General features: G+C 62.3%; 22 protein-coding genes and 1 tRNA gene. 9 read left to right on the top strand and 14 right to left on the bottom strand.

Annotated features, from left to right (window positions below; genetic code table 11):
- Positions 1-11: 11 nt before the first annotated feature.
- Positions 12-635, bottom strand: a complete 624-nt coding sequence (gene thiE / locus ASS64_RS01000) for a thiamine phosphate synthase (RefSeq protein ID WP_067688504.1) — start codon at positions 633-635, stop codon at positions 12-14.
- Between the two features lie 280 nt (positions 636-915).
- The gene (locus tag ASS64_RS00995; protein ID WP_067688501.1) at positions 916-1,803 is read right to left on the bottom strand and encodes a fructose bisphosphate aldolase; all 888 of its coding nucleotides are present in this window, start codon (positions 1,801-1,803) and stop codon (positions 916-918) included.
- Positions 1,804-2,035: 232 nt separating this feature from the next.
- Between ASS64_RS00995 and ASS64_RS00990 the strand changes: the two genes are divergently transcribed.
- Together ASS64_RS00990 and ASS64_RS00985 are read left to right on the top strand one after the other, a co-directional pair.
- On the top strand, positions 2,036-2,794 hold the full coding sequence (locus tag ASS64_RS00990) for a flavodoxin family protein (RefSeq protein ID WP_067688498.1): 759 nt from the start codon (positions 2,036-2,038) through the stop codon (positions 2,792-2,794).
- Between the two features lie 51 nt (positions 2,795-2,845).
- The gene (locus ASS64_RS00985) at positions 2,846-4,072 is read left to right on the top strand and encodes an APC family permease (protein WP_083508102.1); all 1,227 of its coding nucleotides are present in this window, start codon (positions 2,846-2,848) and stop codon (positions 4,070-4,072) included.
- 19 nt (positions 4,073-4,091) lie between these two features.
- On the opposite strand, the gene ASS64_RS00980 is transcribed toward ASS64_RS00985, so the two are convergent.
- From ASS64_RS00980 to tkt, 5 genes are all read right to left on the bottom strand, one after another.
- On the bottom strand, positions 4,092-5,171 hold the full coding sequence (locus ASS64_RS00980) for a serine hydrolase (RefSeq protein ID WP_067688492.1): 1,080 nt from the start codon (positions 5,169-5,171) through the stop codon (positions 4,092-4,094).
- Positions 5,172-5,175: 4 nt separating this feature from the next.
- Complete coding sequence (locus ASS64_RS00975; RefSeq protein WP_067688487.1) at positions 5,176-5,631, bottom strand: PaaI family thioesterase; 456 nt, start codon at positions 5,629-5,631, stop codon at positions 5,176-5,178.
- Positions 5,628-6,827, bottom strand: coding sequence for a phosphoglycerate kinase (gene pgk / locus ASS64_RS00970; RefSeq protein ID WP_067688484.1), 1,200 nt, complete (start codon positions 6,825-6,827; stop codon positions 5,628-5,630). Before pgk ends, ASS64_RS00975 begins: the two co-directional genes overlap by 4 nt.
- Positions 6,828-6,919: 92 nt before the next feature.
- Positions 6,920-7,927, bottom strand: coding sequence for a type I glyceraldehyde-3-phosphate dehydrogenase (gap, locus tag ASS64_RS00965; RefSeq protein WP_067688481.1), 1,008 nt, complete (start codon positions 7,925-7,927; stop codon positions 6,920-6,922).
- Positions 7,928-7,943: 16 nt separating this feature from the next.
- Positions 7,944-9,935, bottom strand: coding sequence for a transketolase (gene tkt / locus ASS64_RS00960; protein ID WP_067688478.1), 1,992 nt, complete (start codon positions 9,933-9,935; stop codon positions 7,944-7,946).
- Between the two features lie 179 nt (positions 9,936-10,114).
- On the opposite strand from tkt, the gene ASS64_RS00955 reads away from it, so the two are divergent.
- The 4 genes from ASS64_RS00955 to ASS64_RS00940 all read left to right on the top strand — a co-directional run bounded on the left by ASS64_RS00955 (position 10,115) and on the right by ASS64_RS00940 (position 11,782).
- Positions 10,115-10,321 carry a hypothetical protein gene (locus ASS64_RS00955; RefSeq protein WP_067688475.1) on the top strand — a complete coding sequence of 69 codons (207 nt, stop codon included), beginning with the start codon at positions 10,115-10,117 and terminating at the stop codon, positions 10,319-10,321.
- Entirely contained in the window at positions 10,318-10,641 is a 324-nt protein-coding gene (locus ASS64_RS00950; protein ID WP_083508101.1) for a cell division protein ZapA, read from the top strand. Before ASS64_RS00955 ends, ASS64_RS00950 begins: the two co-directional genes overlap by 4 nt.
- A gap of 356 nt (positions 10,642-10,997) precedes the next feature.
- Positions 10,998-11,570 carry a 5-formyltetrahydrofolate cyclo-ligase gene (locus ASS64_RS00945; RefSeq protein WP_083508160.1) on the top strand — a complete coding sequence of 191 codons (573 nt, stop codon included), beginning with the start codon at positions 10,998-11,000 and terminating at the stop codon, positions 11,568-11,570.
- Positions 11,567-11,782 (top strand): DUF2842 domain-containing protein, encoded by a 216-nt coding sequence (locus tag ASS64_RS00940; protein ID WP_067688460.1) that lies wholly within the window; start codon positions 11,567-11,569, stop codon positions 11,780-11,782. Before ASS64_RS00945 ends, ASS64_RS00940 begins: the two co-directional genes overlap by 4 nt.
- Here the strand turns inward: ASS64_RS00940 and ASS64_RS00935 are convergent.
- Complete coding sequence (locus tag ASS64_RS00935; protein WP_067688457.1) at positions 11,779-12,303, bottom strand: SRPBCC family protein; 525 nt, start codon at positions 12,301-12,303, stop codon at positions 11,779-11,781. The genes ASS64_RS00940 and ASS64_RS00935 overlap by 4 nt on opposite strands.
- Positions 12,296-12,628, bottom strand: coding sequence for a helix-turn-helix transcriptional regulator (locus ASS64_RS00930; RefSeq protein ID WP_067688452.1), 333 nt, complete (start codon positions 12,626-12,628; stop codon positions 12,296-12,298). Before ASS64_RS00930 ends, ASS64_RS00935 begins: the two co-directional genes overlap by 8 nt.
- A gap of 108 nt (positions 12,629-12,736) precedes the next feature.
- Here ASS64_RS00930 and ASS64_RS00925 point away from each other — a divergent pair, with 108 nt between their 5' ends.
- Positions 12,737-14,161 carry an MFS transporter gene (locus ASS64_RS00925; RefSeq protein WP_234002274.1) on the top strand — a complete coding sequence of 475 codons (1,425 nt, stop codon included), beginning with the start codon at positions 12,737-12,739 and terminating at the stop codon, positions 14,159-14,161.
- Between the two features lie 5 nt (positions 14,162-14,166).
- A complete protein-coding gene (locus ASS64_RS00920) occupies positions 14,167-15,240 on the top strand; it encodes an MBL fold metallo-hydrolase (RefSeq protein ID WP_067688446.1) in 1,074 nt (357 codons plus the stop codon).
- A gap of 11 nt (positions 15,241-15,251) precedes the next feature.
- Here ASS64_RS00920 and ASS64_RS00915 read toward each other — a convergent pair.
- A tRNA-Asp gene (locus ASS64_RS00915) sits at positions 15,252-15,328 on the bottom strand.
- 115 nt (positions 15,329-15,443) lie between these two features.
- Between ASS64_RS00915 and ASS64_RS16580 the strand changes: the two genes are divergently transcribed.
- Positions 15,444-15,689, top strand: a complete 246-nt coding sequence (locus ASS64_RS16580) for a hypothetical protein (protein ID WP_157075043.1) — start codon at positions 15,444-15,446, stop codon at positions 15,687-15,689.
- Here ASS64_RS16580 and ASS64_RS00910 read toward each other — a convergent pair.
- From ASS64_RS00910 to ASS64_RS00895, 4 genes are read right to left on the bottom strand one after another with little or no spacing between them, the layout of a single operon-like run.
- Positions 15,686-16,264: a YdeI/OmpD-associated family protein gene (locus ASS64_RS00910; protein WP_067688443.1), complete on the bottom strand. Its 579-nt coding sequence runs from the start codon at positions 16,262-16,264 to the stop codon at positions 15,686-15,688. The two genes, ASS64_RS16580 and ASS64_RS00910, sit on opposite strands and share 4 nt — an antisense overlap.
- 18 nt (positions 16,265-16,282) lie before the next feature.
- Entirely contained in the window at positions 16,283-17,584 is a 1,302-nt protein-coding gene (locus ASS64_RS00905; protein WP_067688440.1) for a dihydrolipoamide acetyltransferase family protein, read from the bottom strand.
- Between the two features lie 5 nt (positions 17,585-17,589).
- On the bottom strand, positions 17,590-18,651 hold the full coding sequence (locus tag ASS64_RS00900) for an alpha-ketoacid dehydrogenase subunit beta (protein ID WP_067688437.1): 1,062 nt from the start codon (positions 18,649-18,651) through the stop codon (positions 17,590-17,592).
- A complete protein-coding gene (locus ASS64_RS00895) occupies positions 18,651-19,967 on the bottom strand; it encodes a 3-methyl-2-oxobutanoate dehydrogenase (2-methylpropanoyl-transferring) subunit alpha (RefSeq protein WP_067688434.1) in 1,317 nt (438 codons plus the stop codon). Before ASS64_RS00895 ends, ASS64_RS00900 begins: the two co-directional genes overlap by 1 nt.
- Positions 19,968-19,972 lie beyond the last annotated feature (5 nt).

Genomic DNA, 19,972 nt, shown 5'->3' with positions numbered 1-19,972 from the left:
GGATAGCCAACTCACGCCGCGCCGATTTGCTCCGCGAAAGCCCTCACTGCCGCCGCCTCATCGCCGTTCCACACCGCACCCGACACGGCGAGAAAATCGGCCCCGGCCTCGACCAGCGGCTTGCAATTGACAGGTGTGATACCCCCGATGGCGACGCAGGGGATTTCGAACAGCGCGCTCCACCAGCCGAGGATTTCGGGCTCCGGCCGATGCTCGCTCGCCTTGGTCGTACTGTCGAAGAAAGCGCCGAAGGCGACATAGTCGGCCCCCGCTTCGCCCGCTTCCATCGCGAGATGCCTCGACGCATGGCAGGTCACGCCGATCTGCGCCTCGCGCCCCAGCTGCTCGCGCGCGTCCCTTGGGTCGCCATCGCCCTGCCCCAGGTGCACGCCATCGGCCTTGAGGCGTTTCGACAGCGCGATGTCGTCATTGACGATGAAGGCCACTTCGCGCGCCGCGCAAATTTCCTGCAATGGCTCGGCAAGCCGCGCGGCCTCGTGCTGGTCGAGTCCCTTCACCCGAAACTGGAAGGCCGTAACGAGCCCCGGCCCCGCATCGAGTGCGCGTTCGAGCCGCTCGGGGAATTCGCCCGACACATCGAGCGGCGAGATGAGGTAGAGTTGGCAATCGGTCATCGGTCGCGCTCTCTAATGTGCTCTCCGCAATTCGTCACGCGTGCAGACATGCAAAAGCGATCCGCACTTTTGGAGAGGCTATGAGATCCCTGTTGCCCGCCGCGCTTCCAAGACCCGTATAGCCGCTACCCGCTAAACGCAGGCCGCCCCAATCAGCTTGGGCGAACCTTATCAGGTGATGGGACGCAGATACCTTCCGGTTTCGATATCGCCCGCGCGGATCACCGACCGGGCAATCGGCGAGGACGATTACGGCCTCGTTTTCGAAAGGCTATGGGCCTCAGGCGACGCTGGCTGCGTGGATCTGGGTGATGGCACCCGACAGCGTGGCATCGAATTCCTCATCGCCCTGCGTTGCGCGCAGGTCCTGCAGGAGGCCGCGGCTGAAGCTGGCGATCATGCCAGGGTTCTTGGCGAGTTCGCGGCACGCCTCGTCGGTCGAATACCCGCCCGAGAGTGCGACGACGCGCAGCACCTTAGGGTGGTGGGTAAGGCCGCCGTACAGCCCCGCTTCCTTGGGGATCGACAGCTTGAGCATGATCTGCTGGCCCTCGGGCAAAGCCTCGAGACCCTCCTCGATCGCTCCGAGCAGAATCTTCTCGCCCTCCTCGCGATCGGCGGCGGTGATATCGTATTCCGGCTCGAGGATGGGAACGAGTCCGCAGCTGAGGATGCGCGCGCCTTCGGCAAACTGCTGGCGGACGACCGCCTTGATACCGACCGGGTTGGCCGACTTGATAACGCTGCGCATCTTCGTGCCGAAGACTCCGAGTTTCCTGGCACGGTTGCACATGTCCTCAAGGCCCGGATTGGGCTTCATCAGTTGCGCACCGTCGCGCTCGTCCTCAAGCCCCTTATCGACCTTGAGGAACGGCACGATGCCGCGTTCCTTGAGGCGCGCGGGCACGCTCTTGCCGCCGCTCGTGCCGTCCATCGTCTTTTCGAACAGGATCGCACCGATGACCTTGCCGTTACCGAAGCTGGGCGCTTCGATGATGCGCTGGCGCATTTCATGGATCAGCGCGAACATCTCGTCTTCGGTACTCCAGGCGCCGTCCTCGACACCGTAGCCCCTGAGTGCCTTGGGGGTCGAACCGCCCGACTGGTCGAGTGCCGCGATAAAGCCCTGGCCCTCGGCGATACGCGCCTTCATCTCATCGAAAGTCATCTGGAAAACCCCGTCGCTTAGGTGTGGTCTTGCATTCGTATGCGCGCCGCATACAAAAGCGATTTCGCACCTGCAACAGCGGTGGGGAACTTATTGTCAATGACAGCTCGATCGCCACCCATCTGGACATGCGATCTAGGGCAACGCGACTTGCCCCCAGCTACCGTTTCTATGAACGCAAGTAACCATCCCGCGTCCCGAGCGTATTTCTTACGAAACATGGGGAGGAAACATGCTGGACGAGACCCAGCAGAAGCTTTGTGACGAGAACACGACCGATTTTTCGGACCTCAAGGCGCTGACGATCAACTGCACACTGAAGCCATCGCCGCAGGGTTCGCACACCGACAAGCTCCTCGGCGTAGTCGAAGCTATATTGGTCAAGAACGCCGTCACGCTCGATCAGCTACGGCTGGTGGATCACGATATCGCACCCGGCGTCTATCCCGACATGACCGCGCACGGAGCCGCGAGCGACGACTGGCCGGTCATCTGGGAAAAGGTGCGTGCGGCAGACATTCTTATCGTCGGTACGCCGATCTGGCTGGGGGAGAAAAGCTCGGTCTGCCAGCGGCTGATCGAGCGGCTTTACGGCCATTCGGGCCAGACCAACGACAAGGGCCAGTATGTCTTTTATGGCAAGGTCGGCGGGTGCATCGTCACCGGCAATGAGGATGGTATCAAACACGTCGGCATGGGCGTGCTCTACTCGCTGCAGCACGTCGGTTATACCATCCCGCCGCAGGCCGATGCGGGCTGGATCGGCGAGGCGGGCCCCGGGCCGAGCTATGGCGATGCAAAGGAAGACGGTGAGGGGTACGTCGGCTTCGACAACGACTTCACTCGCCGAAACACGACCTTCATGACCTGGAACCTGATGCACACAGCGCGCATATTGAAGGATGCGGGTGGTATTCCCGCGCATGGCAACTCGGTCGACCTGTGGAAACAAGGGCACCGATTCGACGCCCCGAACCCCGAATACCGCTAACACGATAGTGCCGTTCGGCAATCGCCGCCACCAAGCGACAGGAGACACCAGATCTCATCGAAAGCTGAGAGTGCCGACGGTTTCAAACGCGACATCGGCCCTAAGACCCTCTCGCTCTATGGCATCGGCACCGTTGTCGGCGCGGGTATCTACGTCGTCATAGGCGATATTCTCGGCAGGGCCGATGCACTGGCGCCCTTCGCCTTTCTGCTTGCCGCATTCGCAGCGTCCCTTTCCGCGCTTTCCTATGCCGAGCTGGCGGTGCGCGTACCGGAAAGTGGGGGAAGCGCCGCCTACGTCGATGCCGGCTTCAGCAGGAAATCGCTCACCGTGGTGGTCGGATACGCAGTTGTCGCCACCGGCGTGATTTCAGCCGCGACCATTGCCACGGGATTCGTCGGCTATGCAAATGTGTTTCTGGACATCTCCAAATGGTGGGCCATTCCGCTGCTTGTCGGCATTCTGACTGGCATTGCCGCAATTGGAATACGCCAGGCCGGCTGGTTTATGGCGATAACGACCGTGCTGGGAATCGCAGGCCTTGTCTGGGTCGTCGAGCATGCGGGGAGCGACATGCTGGACTATCCGCAAATGGCGCTGGCACAATTCGAGGCTGGCAGTGGTCCGGTGATGGCATCGGCCGTCCTTCCCGCCGCGTTCCTTGCCTTCTACGCTTATATCGGTTTCGAGGATCTGGTGACGCTGTCCGAAGAAGCGGAAGAACAGGCAAGCGCGATGCCGCGTGCGATCGTTACCACCCTGATCGTTTCGCTGTTGCTCTATGTCGTCGTTTCCATTGCCGCGATAACCGTAATCCCGGCCGAAGAGCTTGCGCAAAGCGCCGCTCCACTCGTCGACGTCGTGCGAAGCGAAGGCTCCAGCGGCCAGCTACTCGGCGTGGTCAGTCTGGCGATGATCGTGAATGGCGCACTCGCCCAGATCGTCATGGCACCGCGGGTATTGCACGACCTTCACGAACATCACGGAGCCGTCCCACACTGGCTCGTGAGACTCGGTCACAGGTCCGCCACTCCGGTCAACGCCACTTTGCTTTGTGGAACGCTTGTCCTTGTCCTGGCCTTGTTCTTCCCGACCGTAACGCTTGCATCCTGGACGAGCTTCGTCGTCCTCGGCGTGTTCGCGGCCGCGAACGGCGCGCTGGTGGCCCTGAAATTGAAATCGAACGCGCGACGCGCCGGGTTTGAAGTACCGCTGGTCGTGCCGATCCTCGGCGTTGTCGTGTCTCTCGGGCTCATCGCAGGAGAGGCTGTGATCTAAGCGCGCAATCGGCAGCGGCTTAGCTTGCGAATTCCTCGAGGAAACGCAGGGCGATAGCGCTTTCGACAATTTCGGCTTTTACCACCGAGTTACCCCACCAGATCGCTTCGGTATTGGCGAGGACGATCAGCGAAAGTCGCTTCTCGGGCACCTTCAGATAGAGCGCGGAACCCTTCTTCTCGTTCCAGCCGGAGTGCCATAGCAGACGCTGGCCATTCCAATCCTCCAGGAACCAGCCGGCGCGGTAGTCGCCAAGGGGGCCGATCTCCGCATCGACGAGGTTGCGGATCATCGCGGAAGGGATCAATACGCCGCTATCGAACGCGATATCGAAGGCAGCGAGCGCGCGTGGGCTGGCGATTATCCCCGCAGCAGCACGAAAATCGTCATCGGGAAGCGGCTGCTTGATCGCCCTTCCCTCGACCACGTGAAATGGTTCGGCAAGATAACGCAGCGCCGCGCCGCCCTCGGGGTCCCGCCAGCCGAGCGCGGTATTTTCCATGCCTGCCGGTGTCGCTACCCGGTGACGTACGATCTCGCGCAGGTCGCGGCCCCCAGCGCCCAAAATCGCGCGATCGATCCGCGCAAAGGCGATTGGGTTGTAGACGGAGGCATCGCCATTCGCGCGCATGTCCAGCATGTCGGACAGCGTCGTCGGTTTCCTGCAATCCATCGGTGGGACGGGATTGCCATGGCGATCCTCGCCTCCTGCCATGAAGGGAATCGGCGTATTGGCGACGAAGAATTCGCACAATTCCTTCCAGCCGCCGTCGCTGGCCATCGAAGTATCGAGATGCAATTCCCCTGACGCGCTTTCCGCCAGAATCGCCGTAGCCGCTATCGGCTTCGTTACCGAAGCGATCTTATAGGTCGTCTCGGGCACAGTCGCCAGATCGCCTTCGTCGTCGTAAGTGCCGTAATAGCCCTCCCACGCGATCTGCCCGTCACGCACGATGACCGCGCTCAAGGCAGGAGTGCCGCTTTCCTTGCGGAACTCTTCGAGGAAGCGATCGAACGCTGCGAACTCGTTTTCCGGCTCACTCGCTTTTGCGCCCGTGACAGGGGCCATCAAAATAGCGAGCAGAAAGAAGAATCTCATCGCCCTATCTCCGGGTGATTTTCCGGATGATCCCGTTGAAGCTCAGCACAGGTTCGCCGTCGGCGCGGATCATGCCGACCACATAGATCGTCTTGCCCCCCGCTCGCACGACCTCTCCGCGGGCTTCGAGCAGCTGGCCAACCCGCGCGGGATCGAGGAAATCGCCGGCGAGGTGCATGGTCACTCCATGACATCCCGCCAGCGCATCGGTGGCAATGGTGAAGATCGCGCTGTCGGCGAAGGTCATCAAGCAGCCGCCGTGCATAAACCCGGCGCCGTTCATATGGCGCTCTTCCGCGCGGAAGGCCGCAAGCATCGAGCCATCCTCCTCGCGCCGCTCATAGAACGGCCCCGCGCGCTGTTCGAAGGCATCGCCCTGCCAGACCGACCAGCCCGCCCATTCGCCTTCGGTAACGGGTACGAGCCCGCCGCTCGAACCTACGCCTTCGTTCTCGCTCATGCCATCAGCGCCGCCACGCCGGGCAGCGCCTTGCCTTCCATCCATTCGAGGAACGCGCCTCCGGCGGTCGAAACGAAGGTGAAGTCGTCCTTCACGCCTGCATGGGCGAGCGCGGCAACGGTGTCGCCGCCACCGGCAACCGAGGTGAGCGAGCCGTCCTGCGTCAGCGCCGCGGCTGTCTTGGCGAGCGCTGCGGTGGCGGTGTCGAACGGTTCGGTCTCGAACGCGCCCAGCGGACCGTTCCACACCAGCGTGCGACAGGTCTTGAGCACATCGCCCAGCGCTTCGGTGGCGAGCGGGCCAACATCGAGAATCATCTCGTCTTCGGCGACCTCGTGGACGTTGCAGGTGCGCAGGCTATCTGGGTTGGCGGCAAATTCCTTCGCCACCACCACGTCATAGGGCAGGTGGACCGTGCAGCCGGCGTGGTCGGCCTCGTCCATGATTGTGTTCGCGGTGGCGGTCAGGTCATGCTCGCACAGCGACTTGCCGACATCGACGCCCTTTGCGGCAAGGAACGTGTTCGCCATGCCGCCGCCGATGATCAGGTGCTGGACCTTGCCGACGAGGTTGGTAAGCACATCGAGCTTGGTCGAAACCTTGGCGCCGCCGACCACCGCCGCGACGGGCGGCTCGGGCGTGCCGAGCGCGGCATCGAGAGCCTTCAACTCGGCTTCCATCGCGCGGCCCGCATGGGCCGGCAGGTGATGTGCGAGCCCCTCGGTCGAGGCATGCGCCCGATGCGCGGCGGAGAAGGCATCGTTGACGTAGAAATCGCCGTGAGCGGCAATACCTTTGGCGAATTCCGGATCGTTAGACTCCTCGCCGGGCCAAAAGCGGACGTTGTCGAGCAGGCCGATATCGCCATTGCCGAGGATGCCGATCGACTGTTCGACCACCGGGCCCATCACCTCGGGGATGAACATGATCTCCTTGCCCAGCACCTTTTCGACATCGCCCTGCACGAAGCTGGTGCTCATCGTCGAATGGCGCTGGCCCTTGGGACGCCCGAAATGGGCGAGCAGCAGGATCTTGGCGCCCTTGTCCGCCAGTTCGAGAATGGTGGGCTTCACAGCCTCGACACGGGTGACGTCGGTGGCCGAACCATCTTTCATCGGAAGGTTCAGGTCGACGCGCACCAGCGCGACCTTGCCGGTGATGTCGCCAAGGTCGTCCAGGGTTTTGAAATTACTCATATTCCCAACCTATCCGTTCGGTTCGAGCGAAGTCGAGAACCGCTGGCGTGGCCGTGTCTCGACTTCGCTCGACACGAACGGTGATGTAGCGCTTAGAGGAACTTCGCCATTACGCCGGCAGTGTCGATCATGCGGTTCGAGAAGCCCCACTCGTTGTCGTACCAGCTGACGACGCGGCAGAGCTTGCCCTCCATTACGCTGGTTTCGAGGCTGTCGATGGTCGAGCTGGCCGGATAGTGATTGAAGTCCGAGCTGACGAGCGGCTGGTCGGTGTAGTCGAGCACGCCCTTCATCTTGCCTTCTGCGGCTGCCTTGAGCGCGGCGTTCAGTTCCTCTGCGCTTGTGTCGCGGCCGGGGGTGAAAACAAGGTCGACAAGGCTGACATTGGGCGTCGGGACGCGGACCGAGCTACCATCGAGCTTGCCGGCAAGTTCGGGCAGAACCAGACCGACCGCACGGGCCGCGCCGGTGGTGGTCGGGATCATGTTCTGCGCACCGCCGCGGGCACGACGCATGTCGCCATGCATCTGGTCGAGCATGCGCTGGTCGTTGGTGTAGCTGTGGATCGTGGTCATGAAGCCGCGCTCGATGCCCACCGTGTCGTGCAGCACCTTCGCCATTGGCGAGAGGCAATTGGTCGTGCAGCTGGCGTTCGAGACGATTACGTCATCGGCGGTCAGCGTTTCGTGGTTCACGCCATAGACGATGGTGGCCGAGACGTTCTTTGCCGGAGCCGAGATCAGCACGCGCTTGGCGCCTGCCTTGAGGTGCGGTTCGGCGGCTTCGTGGCTCTGGAAGAAGCCGGTGCATTCGAGAACGATGTCGACGCCCTGGTCCGCATGTGGAAGGTCGCCCGGGTCGCGTTCGCTGGTCACCGCGATCGACTTGCCGTTCACGATGATGGCGTTGTCGCCAACCTCGACGGTACCGGGGAAACGGCCGTGGGTGGAATCGTACTGGAACAGGATCGCGTTCGACTTGGTATCGGCCAGATCGTTGATGCTGACGAGATCGAGATCGTGATCGTCACGCTCGAGGATGGCCCGCGCCACGAGGCGGCCGATACGTCCGAAACCGTTGATTGCAACCTTGGTCGCCATTGGTAAGAACTCCTGCTTATCCGTTCAATTTGTTCATGATTTGCGGAACGATCGCATCCGCCGTGAGACCGAATTTCTCGAACAGGTCGCTCGCGGGGGCGGACGCTCCGAAGCTATCGATGCCGATGGTCAGCCCGTGCGTGCCGACATAGCGTTCCCAACCGAAAGTGGTTCCTGCCTCGATGCTTACCCGAAGGATTTCGTCGGAGGAGACGTCCGGCAGAATATCGGAGCGATAGGCTTCATCCTGCTCGTCGAAGAGCCGAGTACAGACCATCGAAACGACATCCGCCCCCACCCCTTCTTTCTCGAGCTTCTCTGCGCAATCCATCGCAAGGTGAAGCTCGGAGCCGGTCGCAATCAGGATGACCCGCCGCGGCACCTGCGCCGCCTTGAGGCGGTAGCCGCCACGCTCGGACATGTTTTCGGAAAGCTGATGAGTCCGAACCTGCGGCAAATTCTGGCGGCTCAACGCGAGCACGGTTGGGCGATCCTTCTGCCGCAGCGCGACGTTCCAGCACTCGGCGGTTTCCACCGCATCCGCCGGACGCATCACGAGTACATTGGGCATCATGCGCAGCGACTGCACATGTTCGACCGGCTGGTGCGTGGGGCCATCCTCGCCGAGGCCGATGCTGTCATGCGTCATGACATAGATCACGCGCACCTGCTGCAATGCCGACAGGCGGATCGCGGCGCGGCAATAGTCGGTAAACACGAGGAAGGTTCCGCCATAGGGGATCACGCCGCCATGCAGCGCCATGCCGTTCATCGCTGCGGCCATGCCGAACTCGCGAATGCCGTAGTAGACGTAGCGCCCACCGTAATTGTCGGCTGTGAACGGCTCGACGCCGCCCGCCTTTGTGTTGTTCGATCCCGTAAGGTCGGCGCTGCCACCGATTGTGTCGGGCAGGCGAGGATTGATCTCGGCCAGCGCCATCTCGCTCGCCTTCCGGGTCGCGACATTCTGCGGTTCGGCAATCAGCGAGGCAATATAGTTTTCCGCAGCATCGCCATGTGGCAAATCGCCTGCAATGCGGCGTTCGAATTCGGCTCGCTGGTCATGGTCGACGAGCCGCCCGTGCCACTCGGCGCGCTGCTTCGCTCCACGCTCGCGCGTGCCGCGCCAGTCTGTCAGGACCTGGTCGGGAACTTCGAACGGCGGCGCATCCCAGCCCAGCACTTCGCGTGCCGCGGCAACCTCCTCGTCGCCGAGCGGTGCGCCGTGCGTGGCACTGGTGCCCTGCTTGTTCGGCGCGCCCTTGCCGATCACCGTCTTGCAGGCAACGAGCGACGGCCGGTCGTCAGCCACCGCTTCGTCGAGCGCGCGGCGGATATCGGCGAAATCATGACCGTCGCAGCCGACGACATGCCATCCGGTCGCTTCGTAGCGCGCCTTGATGTCCTCGCTGGTCGACAGGTCGGTCGTCCCGTCAATGGTAATGTTGTTATCGTCCCACAGCACGATCATCCGCCCGAGCTTCAAGTGCCCGGCGAGCCCGATCGCCTCGTGATTGATGCCTTCCATGAGACATCCGTCGCCGGCAACCACCCAGGTCCGGTGGTCGACCAGGTCGTCACCGAACGTTGCATTCAGGTGCCGCTCGGCGATCGCCATGCCGACCGCCATTGCCAGGCCCTGGCCAAGCGGCCCGGTGGTGCTTTCAACTCCGTCGAGAAAGAAGTTTTCCGGGTGGCCGGCACAGGGACTGCCGAGCTGGCGGAAGTTGCGGATGTCCTCCATCGTCGGGCGCGCATAGCCCGAGAGGTGGAGAAGGCTGTAGATCAGCATCGAGCCGTGGCCCGCCGACAGCACGAAACGGTCGCGGTCGGCCCATTCGGGGGTCCGGGGATCGTGCTTGAGGTATTCGCCCCACAGAACGGTCGCTACATCGGCCATGCCCATCGGCATGCCGGGATGCCCCGATTTTGCCGCCTGCACCGCATCCATCGATAGTGCCCGGATGGCGTTGGCCATCTGGACCAGGCGGGCAGTGTCGAGACTCATAGGAAAAATTCTCCGGGAAAGAGGGCCGATTCGACGCGCGCGAAGCCTTCGCGGAGCACGCGCACGAGGTCAACCCGCACGGGCGACCCTGCACAGCCGCTCCTTCCCTCATCCCACTTATCAACAGATCAAGCCAAACCTTTGCATTACCGCGGCTATCTTGGTATTCGGACAACGTCATGAGTTCCGAACGCATCCAAAATGCCATGGACCGTATCGACCGTGCATTGGCGCGGATCGAAACACAGGCGGCACTGGCATCGCATACGGGTGCGGCGGGCGGCCCGGCCAATGCCGAGTTGGTCGCCCGGCACGAAGCTCTGAGGGAAAGCGTTTCGGCGACTGTCGCCGAACTCGACTCGCTCATCGAAGGGCTCGAAAAGTGAGCGACGTCACCCTTTCCGTAGGGGGCCGTAATTATACGGTGTCCTGTGCGGATGGGCAGGAAGAACACGTCCAGCGGCTCGCCGGCGTAATAGATGACAAGCTCGGTTCGATGGGGGCGAACCTGTCGAGCCAGGAGGCCAAGAATTTGCTCTTCGCCGCACTCTTGCTGGCCGACGAACTCGACGAGGCGAAAAAACAGGCGGTGCCCGCCGGAGTGCCCGGTTTCGATACGGACAGGCTGGCAGGCCAGCTCGAGCGGATCGCACTCGCACTCGAGAATGCGGCATCCACCCTTGAGAGCGGCGCGGACTCATCCTAGATATCGCGACGGCGGGGCTGCCCGGCACGAGCCGCATGAACATCCCTGAGGCTATAAGCAATCCAAGGGAGCTGTCCCTGTCCCGGTCCACCGGTTCGGCCGTGGGATTGGGGCATACGGCACCCACCTGACGTTTAGGCGTCAGAGGATTTCGCCGGAAACGACCCATGGTGGTCCCGCCACTTCCCTGTCTGACCTCGAACATGGGCGCATTTCTGCGGGCAACGCCGAATGTTTCCCAAGGCTAACCGCGTCTTCGACTTCGCTTTCTGTCTTGGCTGATCTGCCGCTTGGATCGGCATTCAGGAGCAAGGTGCGCATGGACGCTCTTCGTGGCTCCCGATAAGGAGGCCTGCGTGACAAAGGACGAACTTCGGAAGCAACTGCGCGCCCGGCGCCGCGAGCATGTGGCCACTCTCCCCGAGAGCATGCGAACACTGGTCTTTATGCGTCCGCCTGCGCCGCTTCTCGAACTGGTCCCCGACGATGCGACCATCGGTCTCTATCGCGCAAATCCCTACGAAGCGCCGGCGGCATCGTATGCCAAGCACTTTTTCGAACAGGGCCACGAGCTCGCTCTGCCGCGGTTCGCCGACAGGGGCGCGCCGATGGAGTTTGCGCATTTTGCCGACCCCTTCGATGAAAGCGACTTGGAGATCGGCCCCTTCGGCTTGCTGCAACCCAAGGGCGACGTTCCCACCAGCGCACCATCGGTGCTTTTCGTGCCGCTGGTGGGTTTCACCGAGCGTGGCGACCGTCTCGGTCAGGGCGGTGGACATTACGATCGCTGGCTTGCCAGCCACTCCGCTGCCGCTGCCATCGGGCTTGCGTGGGACTGCCAGCTGGTCGATGATTTGCCCACCGAGCCGCACGATATCCCGCTAACCGCCGTCGTTACGCCGACACGAATCTATGGACCCTTCGCATGAGGAAAGAACCCACCTGGCGCATCCCGGTCGGCCTGCTCGGCCTGCTGCTCGGCCTGACGATCTACGGGCTCGTCATCGCTCGCTACGCACCAGATCTGATCGGCGACTGGCCGACACTCGTGCAGACCGTGATCTACATCGTTCTGGGGCTGGTCTGGCTCCTTCCGCTGCGCCGCTTCCTGATTTGGATGGAGACCGGGCGCCGGGACTAGCCCACTTCGCCGTAATGATCTTCGAGCGCCATGTGCCGCGTCCAGAAATCGCGTGGATCGATGCCCGCAAAGATATCGTCGAGCAGGTCGAAATGGGCATGCCACCCGGCAAGCGCGCCGATTCGAAATTCGGCCGATCCAAGACCCCTGTGCGTGAGGACCAGATCGGTCCCGCCGCCATCCGCCTTGCTCAGGTCTATCTCGACCCTCGTTCCCTCGCCCTCTTCCTCGGGCCAGGTAAAGACGAGACGGCGAAGCGGCTCGCAGGCGAGGATTTCGCCTTCGAAGCGGGCCGTCTCCTGGTCGGCGTATTTTTCGGGCGGGGGCGTGTCGGAAAGCCGACGGTGGTCGAATTCGAAAACGATTCGCCCGCCGACCCGGGCGTCGGTCTCGCCGCCGCAGAACCACAGTTTACGCTTTTCGGGATCGATCAGAAAGGCCCAGACGGTTTCGACATCCGCATCGAAGTGCCGCCGGAATTGGATCGTATTCGCATCGACCAGCCTGCCGTAATCATTCATCGTCCAGCTCCTTCAATGCCCGGTCGAGCGCATCGAGCCGCTCGTTCCAGAATCCGACATAGCGCTCGGCCCAGTCGCGCACGGCTTCCAGCCCCCGCGGGTCGAGCGAACACACACGCTCGCGCCCGCGTTTTTGCCGTCTGATCAAACCGGCTTCCTCGAGTACGCCGATATGTTTCGAAGCGGCCGCAAGGCTCATTTCGAGCGGTTCAGCCAAGGCACCAACCGTCATATCGCATTGCGACAGCCTCTCGAGCATCGCTCGGCGCGTACCATCCGAGAGTGCGCGAAACAGAGAATCGGAGTCGGTGAATCGCTCAACCATTCGGTTAAATTAACCCATAGGGATAAATAGTCAATCAATTGGTTGACTATTCCATCCCATTGCAAACCCTTCCTCTGCCGCTTAGCCTCGACTGCAAGGGAGAGCATATTGGCGACGAGGGAAATGCCGGCCGAAAGGCCGACGGTCTGGCTCAAGCTTGCGCATGGTTCGGGTGCCGCAGCGTTCGGTATCAAAAACAACGGCTTCGACTATTTCCTGCTGCTGTTCTACGGTACGGTGATCGGTCTCGAGCCGGGTCTGGTCGGGCTTGCCATTCTCATCGCATTGGTGGTCGATGCGATAAGCGATCCGCTGGTCGGCTATTGGTCCGACAACTTCCGCAGCCGCTGGGGCCGCCGCCATCCCTTCATGTACGCCGCCGCGCTGCCCGTAGCACTCAGCTACTTCCTGCTCTGGAACCCGCCGGACTGGGGACAAGGTGGGCTTTTTGCCTACCTGACGATCCTCGCGATTCTCATCCGCACTTTCATTACCTTTTACGAGACTCCGAGCTCCGCGCTGATCCCCGAATTGACGAGCGATTACGAGGAACGCACCAGCCTGCAGGCCTACCGCCTGTTCTTCGGCTGGTCGGGCGGCAACCTCATGAGCATCGTGATGTTCGGTGTATTGCTGACCGGCCCGCTCGGCATGCGCGACCAGCAGGCATACGTGACCTATGGCATAATCGGATCGCTGCTGATCTTTGCGGCGATCATGATTTCCGCGCTCGGCACGCACAGCCGTATTCCGCACCTCCACCGCCCGGTCGAAACCGGCGAACGCTACAGCATCCGCCGCATCTTCGGGGAAATGGTCGAAACGCTGAGCGAAAAGAGCTTCCTCGCGTTGTTCTTCGCTACGGTGCTCTTCGCCATCGCGACGGGGCTTTCGGCTGCGCTCGCCTTTCTGATGCTCAACTATTTCTGGGGCTTCAGCGAATTCCAGATCTTCATCTGGACCTGCACCGTGTTCCTTTCGGCGCTTCTCGGCTTCCTCCTCGCGCCTTGGGCGACGCGCAAGCTGGGCAAGAAGCAGGCAACCATCGTGCTCGGCCTGCTCGCCTTCACCATCCAACCAGCGCCGGTGCTGCTTCGACTGGCAGGCCTGATGCCGGAGAATGGAGATCCGCTGCTGTTCCCGCTCGTGTTGGGCATCAATGTGATCGATCTGGCGTTGATCATCGCGGTGCAGGCGGTCGCCTATTCAATGATCGCCGACCTCGTCGAATCGAATCAGGTGAAGACGGGCAGGCGCTCCGAAGGAGTGTATTATGCGGCGATGACCTTCACGCGGAAAACCACCCAGGGCCTTGGCGTGCTGTCTGCCGGACTGATCCTGTCGCTAATCGCCTTTCCAGAAGGTGCCGACCCGGCCAGCGTCGATCCCGAAATCCTGTGGAACCTCGGCGCATTCTACGCGCCATCGCTGCTCTTCCTGTGGCTGACGGCGTTGTATTTCGTATCGCGCTATCGGATCGACAAGGAACGGCATGAGGAAAACTTGCGCAAGTTGGTGGAACGAGGAGGATAGCGAAAATGGCGCGCAAGATCGGGACCGGATTTCTACTGCTTCTGCTCGTGGCGGTCCTGATTTTCCTTGTCGGACAGCGCCAGATCGGAGAGCGCCTCTACAACCGCGCGGTCGAGCGCAATGCGGGAGTAGACCGCGTAGCCGAATGGCCCGACGGCCTTTATGCCTATGTCTGCGGTAGCGGATCGCCGATGCCGGACGCGCAGCGTGCCGGGCCTTGTATCGCGGTTGTCGCCGGTCGGCGCGCCTTCATTTTCGACGTCGGCTCCGGAGCCATCCGCAAGCTGCAGCCCCTGGCTTTTCCGATGGACCGGCTGGACGCGGCATTCCTGACGCATCTTCACTCCGACCATTTCGACAGCCTCGGCGAACTGATGCTCCAGGCATGGATCGCCGGGCAACGCGACTCCCCGCTGCCGGTCTACGGGCCAGAGGGCACCGATCGCGTCGTGGCCGGCTTCATCGAGGCCTATACGATCGACCGCGGTTTTCGGATTGCGCATCATGGCCCCGAAGTTGCCCGGCCCGGCGGCTTTGGCGCCGAGGCAAGGATTATCGACGACGTCGGCACGGCCCCTCATACGGTTCATCAAAGTGATGGGGTGACAATTCGCGCGATAAGGGTCGACCATCGCCCGGTCGAACCGGCGCTTGCCTTTCGGGTCGAATATGCCGGCCGTGCCCTAGTCATCAGCGGTGATACGGTGCGGAGCGAACAGCTAGCGCAGCTTGCGCGGGGCGCCGACGTACTGTTTCACGAAGCACTCAATCCGCGCATGGTTGGCGAGATCGGAACGACCCTGGCCGAACGTGGCAATGCCGCCGGCGCAAAAATCATGGCCGATATTCCCGATTATCACACCTCGCCGGAGGATGCGGCACGCGTCGCGCAGAAGGCGGACGTCGAGGCGCTGGTGCTGTACCACTTGGTCCCGGCCCCGCCGGTGTCCCTCATCGGCCCGGCTTTTCTCGGCGAATCGGGGCAGCATTTTGACGGCAGGATCGAGCTTGCCAAGGACGGCATGCTCGTGAGCCTACCTGCCCGCGAGCAGTCGGTTCTATTCGACGAAATGTTGTAGAAAAACCCAAGTGGCGCGAGTGACGGGACTCGAACCCGCGACCTTCGGCGTGACAGGCCGACACTCTAACCAACTGAGCTACACCCGCGTAGCCACTTGGGAGCCGCGCATCTACGGGCGGCTCCGATTCCTGTCAATGACGATATGACCCTTTTTTTGTTCTTTTTGGACTGCCCGATTTCCGGTTCCGATTTCACCCCGGTATGACCACCATCGACCATCATTCGGATGGCGCTTGCGCCTCGAAGAATGATCGCGGGAGTCGCTATGCCGAAGAGGTTTTATCTCCCCTTATCCATGGGTTTGCTCGGTGCAGGCGGCCTTGCCGAACAATCGGTCTCGATATCAAACACTCGGCCTTTTCCATGCCGGTGCCCGAAGCCATTGTCGATGTGCCGCTCGAAGCTATCAGGGTGCCGCAAGCCGTCCCGACCGCGAAAAGGCGCTAGCAGCTCTCGTATTTCCAGTTTCGCCGCTTGCCTTCGCCGATCCATTCGGCGGCGGTGGCGATGCGCTTGGTCCGGGTGGCCTCGCGTTTCGCACCGGTGATCCATTGGAGATAGTCGCGCCGCTGTGCATCCGTGAATCCGTTCCAGACATCCTCGGCGCCGGAAGTCTGTTCCAGCGCCGCGGCGAAATCGTCCGGCATTGCAATTTCGGGTTTCGGTTTCGGCTTGGCCTTGGCTGCCTTGTCTTCGCCCGAACGGATACGCTGCGCTTTTTCCTTCAGCAGGCGCACCAGCTCTTCATCGGGAGGAAGGTCGTCGAGCGCCGTGATGCGGCCGAGATCGCCCATCGCCTCGCCACCGCCCGGCCCCTCGATGACAAAAGCGCAATGGGCCTTGAAGGCCGCCATGCCGCAAAGCTGGCGACCGTCGAGGATCCAGAAGGGTGCGCCCCAGCGCAGGTCTTCTTGGGCCTCTGGCTCCGCGCGCTCAGCGAGCGAGCGCAAATGCTCGAGGATCGGACGCGCAAAGGGCTGCGCTTTGGCGATATACGCGTCGACTCGGCTGTCACGCTCCATGCGCGACAGCTTAGCAGATCAATCGACGAGGATAAGGGCCGGCGTTTCAAGCAGTTTCCGGAGAGCCTGGACGAAACTTGCCGCATCCCATCCGTCGACCACGCGATGGTCGCAACTGATCGAGATGTTCATCAGCTTGCGCTTTTCGATCCGCTCGACCCCGTCGGTGCCCGTGACATACATCGGGCGCTCGATGATGCGATTCGGACCGATGATGGCGACTTCGGGGCGGTTGATGACCGGGGTGGTCGCAACGCCGCCCAGCGGGCCGAGCGAGGTGACGGTCAGCGTGCCGCCCTGCATCTCTTCCGACTTGGCAGTGCCGGTGCGAGCTGCCTCGGCCAGGCGCGAAATCTCGTTTGCGAGCTGCCACAGGTTCTTCGCCTGCGCATTCTTGATCACCGGGACCATCAGGCCGGCGTCGGTCTGCGCGGCCATGCCCATGTGCACCGCGCCGTGGCGCGTCACCACGCCCGCTTCGTCGTCGTAGCGCGCATTGATCATCGGGAAGTCGGGCAACGTCTTGCAGATCGCAGTGATCAGCAGCGGCAGGATCGTCAGTTTGGGCTTGTCGCCGCGGCTCGCATTGAGCTGGGCGCGCAGGACTTCGAGATCCGTCACGTCGCACTCTTCGACATAGGAGAAGTGCGGGATGTTGCGTTTCGAGGCGGCCATGTTCTCGGCGATGCGGCGGCGCATGCCGATGACCTTCTTCTCTTCGTCCTCGCGGGTCTTGGCAGCCGCGCCATAGCCCGAATTGTAGGACAGGAACTGGTCGAGATCGCCATGCCGAATGCGGCCGTCCTCGGCGGGCTTCACCTGCGCGAGATCGACACCAAGCTCCTTGGCGCGCTTGCGCACCGCCGGGGTAGCGAGAACCTTAGCCTGCGGCGCCGGCTCTGGCGCCGGGGTCGGTTCCGGAATCGGTTCGGGTTCGGGATCTGCGGCGAGCGCGTCATCGGCATCGCTGGCGTCCGAAGTCTCGACCTCGATGCGTTCCTCGACTTCCTCCGCCTTGGGAGCGGGCGCAGCCTCCGCCGCTTCCTTGTTTTCCTCGACGACCTCGTCAGGCACCTCGCCCTCGACCTCGATCACGACCAGCATCGAACCGATCGAGACCATGTCGCCTTCGGCACCTGCAATTTCCAGGATCTTGCCGTCGACCGGGCTTTCCATCGGCACGGTGGCCTTGTCGGTCATCATGTCGACGAATTCCTCGTCTTCACGGACCGTATCGCCGACCTTTTTGTGCCACTGCACGATCTCGGCCTCGGCGATGCCTTCGCCGATATCGGGCATGTTGAAGGTGAATTTCGCCATGTGCGTCAGTCCTTGAGGATCTTGTCGATGGCCTCGCCGATGCGGATCGGGCCGGGGAAATAGGCCCATTCGAGGCTGTGGGGATAGGGTGTGTCGAAGCCGGTCACACGTTCGACCGGGGCTTCGAGATGGTAGAAGCAACGCTCCGTCACGAGCGCGGAAAGCTCGGCGCCGAAACCGCTGGTACGCGTGGCTTCATGGACGATCAAGCAGCGTCCGGTCCGCTCGACCGACGCTTCGATCGCTTCGATGTCGAGCGGGACCAGCGTGCGCAGGTCGAGGATATCGGCTTCGACACCCTTCTCCTTGCACACCGCCTCGACCACATGAACCATGGTGCCATAGGCAAGGATGGTGAGTTGTTCGCCCTCGGTTACCTGGCGCGCCTTGCCGAGCGGGATCTTGTAATAGCCTTCGGGCACCACGCTCGCGTCGAACTTCTTCCACGGCTGAACCGGCTTGTCATAATAGCCCGAGAACGGTCCGTTGTAGATGCGCTTGGGCTCGAAGAAGATGACCGGGTCGTTATCCTCGATGCACGAAATCAACAGGCCCTTGGCGTCGTAGGGCGTCGCGGGGATCACCGTCTTCAGACCCGAAACGTGGGTGAAGATCGCCTCGGGGCTCTGACTGTGCGTCTGCCCACCGAAGATGCCGCCACCGAAGGGCGAACGCACGGTCATCGGGGCGATATATTCGGCGGCCGAACGATAGCGCAGGCGCGCCGCTTCGCTGATCAGCTGGTCGAGTCCGGGGTAGATATAATCGGCGAACTGGATTTCGGGCACGGGCCGCAGGCCATAGGCTCCCATCCCCACGGCCACGGCGATGATGCCGCATTCGTTGATCGGCGTGTCGAACACGCGCGTCTTGCCGTATTTCTCCTGTAGGCCCGCGGTGCAGCGGAACACGCCGCCGAAGTAGCCGACATCTTCGCCCATCACCACGACATCCGCGTCGCGGCCCATCGATACGTCGAGCGCATCGTTGATCGCCTCGATCATGTTGAGGCGACGTTCAGTGCTGCCCTCGGTCGCGGGCGCGTCCTTGGTCTCGGTTTCGCTCATCAGCCCTGCACTCCCTTGGCCGGCAGCCCTTCGGGAAACTTGGTCTCGCGCTCGCGCACCGCCTGGTCGGCCTGCTCCTTGAGGTGCCAGGGCAGCTCTTCGAAGACATCTTCGAACATGGTGCGGAACGGGTGGTGGAGGCCATGGCCGAGAATGCCGTTGGCTTCGGCTTCCTTGGTGACCTTCTTGACGTGCTCGGCCGCCTCGAGGTCCATTTTCTCCTGCCGCTCCTCGTCCCACTCGCCGATTGCGATCAGATGGTTCTTGAGGCGCATAACCGGGTCGCCCAGCGGCCATTCGTCGCGCTCCTGCGCGCTGCGATAACCGCTGGGATCGTCGGAGGTGGAATGGCCTTCGGCACGGTAGGTGAAGAATTCGATCAGCGTCGGCCCGGCATTGGCGCGGGCACGGTTGGCGGCCCACTGCTCGGCGGCATAGCAGGCGAGCGCATCGTTGCCGTCGACCCGCAGACCGGCAAGGCCATAGCCCAGCGCGCGCGCCGCAAAGGTGGTGCGCTCGGCCCCGGCAAAGCCGCTGAAGCTCGAGATCGCCCACTGGTTGTTGATGACGTTGAGGATCACCGGCGCGTTGTAGACGGTCGCAAAGGTGCAGGCCGAGTGGAAGTCGCCTTCCGCTGTGCTGCCCTCGCCCACCCAGGTCGCGGCAATGCGGCTGTCGCCCTTCATCGCGCTTGCCATGGCCCAGCCAACCGCCTGCGGGGTCTGCGTGGCGAGGTTGCCGCTGATGGTGAAGAAGCTGTGCTCGCGGCTCGAATACATGATCGGCAGCTGGCGACCCTTCAGCTTGTCGCCCTTGTTCGAGTAGATCTGGTTGATCATCTCGATCATCGGGTATCCGCGCTGGATCAGGATGCCTTGCTGGCGATAGCTGGGGAAGACCATGTCGTCGCCGGCAAGCGCCATGCTGGCCGAGATGCTTGTCGCCTCTTCGCCGGTGCACTTCATGTAGAAGCTGGTCTTGCCCTGTCGCTGGCCCCGAAACATGCGTTCATCGAACGCGCGTGTCATCGCCATATGGCCGAGCATCGTGCGCAGCGTGTCCGCATCCAGTTTCGGGTCCCAGGGACCGTGTGCCTTGTCGTCGTCGCCCAATACGCGAACGAGTCCGAAGGCCATATCGCGCATTTCGCCCGGATCGCAGGCTTCGTCGGGACGGGCCATGCTGCCCGCCTCGGGCACATCGATATGCGAGAAATCGACCGTATCGCCCGGCCGGAACTTGGGTTCGGGAACATGCAGCGACAGCTTGGGGCGATTGTCACCCTTCGCTGCATTACCCTCGGGCCTGTCGGCCATAGAAT

Origin of the sequence: Erythrobacter sp. AP23 (assembly GCF_001542855.1) — a bacterium.
In the GTDB taxonomy this organism is placed as follows: Bacteria; Pseudomonadota; Alphaproteobacteria; order Sphingomonadales; family Sphingomonadaceae; genus Qipengyuania.
This window is presented reverse-complemented; position numbering and strand designations above follow the sequence as displayed.

Excerpts from the sequence above, each read along its gene's own strand:
- ASS64_RS00955 (WP_067688475.1), top strand. The coding sequence starts at position 10,115 with ATGAGTTCCGAACGCATCCAAAATGCCATGGACCGTATCGACCGTGCA.
- pgk (WP_067688484.1), bottom strand. The coding sequence starts at position 6,827 with ATGAGTAATTTCAAAACCCTGGACGACCTTGGCGACATCACCGGCAAG.
- ASS64_RS00935 (WP_067688457.1), bottom strand. The coding sequence starts at position 12,303 with ATGAATGATTACGGCAGGCTGGTCGATGCGAATACGATCCAATTCCGG.
- thiE (WP_067688504.1), bottom strand. The coding sequence starts at position 635 with ATGACCGATTGCCAACTCTACCTCATCTCGCCGCTCGATGTGTCGGGC.
- ASS64_RS00940 (WP_067688460.1), top strand. The coding sequence starts at position 11,567 with ATGAGGAAAGAACCCACCTGGCGCATCCCGGTCGGCCTGCTCGGCCTG.
- tkt (WP_067688478.1), bottom strand. The coding sequence starts at position 9,935 with ATGAGTCTCGACACTGCCCGCCTGGTCCAGATGGCCAACGCCATCCGG.
- gap (WP_067688481.1), bottom strand. The coding sequence starts at position 7,927 with ATGGCGACCAAGGTTGCAATCAACGGTTTCGGACGTATCGGCCGCCTC.
- ASS64_RS00930 (WP_067688452.1), bottom strand. The coding sequence starts at position 12,628 with ATGGTTGAGCGATTCACCGACTCCGATTCTCTGTTTCGCGCACTCTCG.
- ASS64_RS00995 (WP_067688501.1), bottom strand. The coding sequence starts at position 1,803 with ATGACTTTCGATGAGATGAAGGCGCGTATCGCCGAGGGCCAGGGCTTT.
- ASS64_RS00905 (WP_067688440.1), bottom strand. The coding sequence starts at position 17,584 with ATGGCGAAATTCACCTTCAACATGCCCGATATCGGCGAAGGCATCGCC.
- ASS64_RS00910 (WP_067688443.1), bottom strand. The coding sequence starts at position 16,264 with ATGGAGCGTGACAGCCGAGTCGACGCGTATATCGCCAAAGCGCAGCCC.
- ASS64_RS00900 (WP_067688437.1), bottom strand. The coding sequence starts at position 18,651 with ATGAGCGAAACCGAGACCAAGGACGCGCCCGCGACCGAGGGCAGCACT.
- ASS64_RS00895 (WP_067688434.1), bottom strand. The coding sequence starts at position 19,967 with ATGGCCGACAGGCCCGAGGGTAATGCAGCGAAGGGTGACAATCGCCCC.
- ASS64_RS00920 (WP_067688446.1), top strand. The coding sequence starts at position 14,167 with ATGGCGCGCAAGATCGGGACCGGATTTCTACTGCTTCTGCTCGTGGCG.
- ASS64_RS00975 (WP_067688487.1), bottom strand. The coding sequence starts at position 5,631 with ATGAGCGAGAACGAAGGCGTAGGTTCGAGCGGCGGGCTCGTACCCGTT.
- ASS64_RS00990 (WP_067688498.1), top strand. The coding sequence starts at position 2,036 with ATGCTGGACGAGACCCAGCAGAAGCTTTGTGACGAGAACACGACCGAT.
- ASS64_RS00980 (WP_067688492.1), bottom strand. The coding sequence starts at position 5,171 with ATGAGATTCTTCTTTCTGCTCGCTATTTTGATGGCCCCTGTCACGGGC.
- ASS64_RS16580 (WP_157075043.1), top strand. The coding sequence starts at position 15,444 with ATGACCACCATCGACCATCATTCGGATGGCGCTTGCGCCTCGAAGAAT.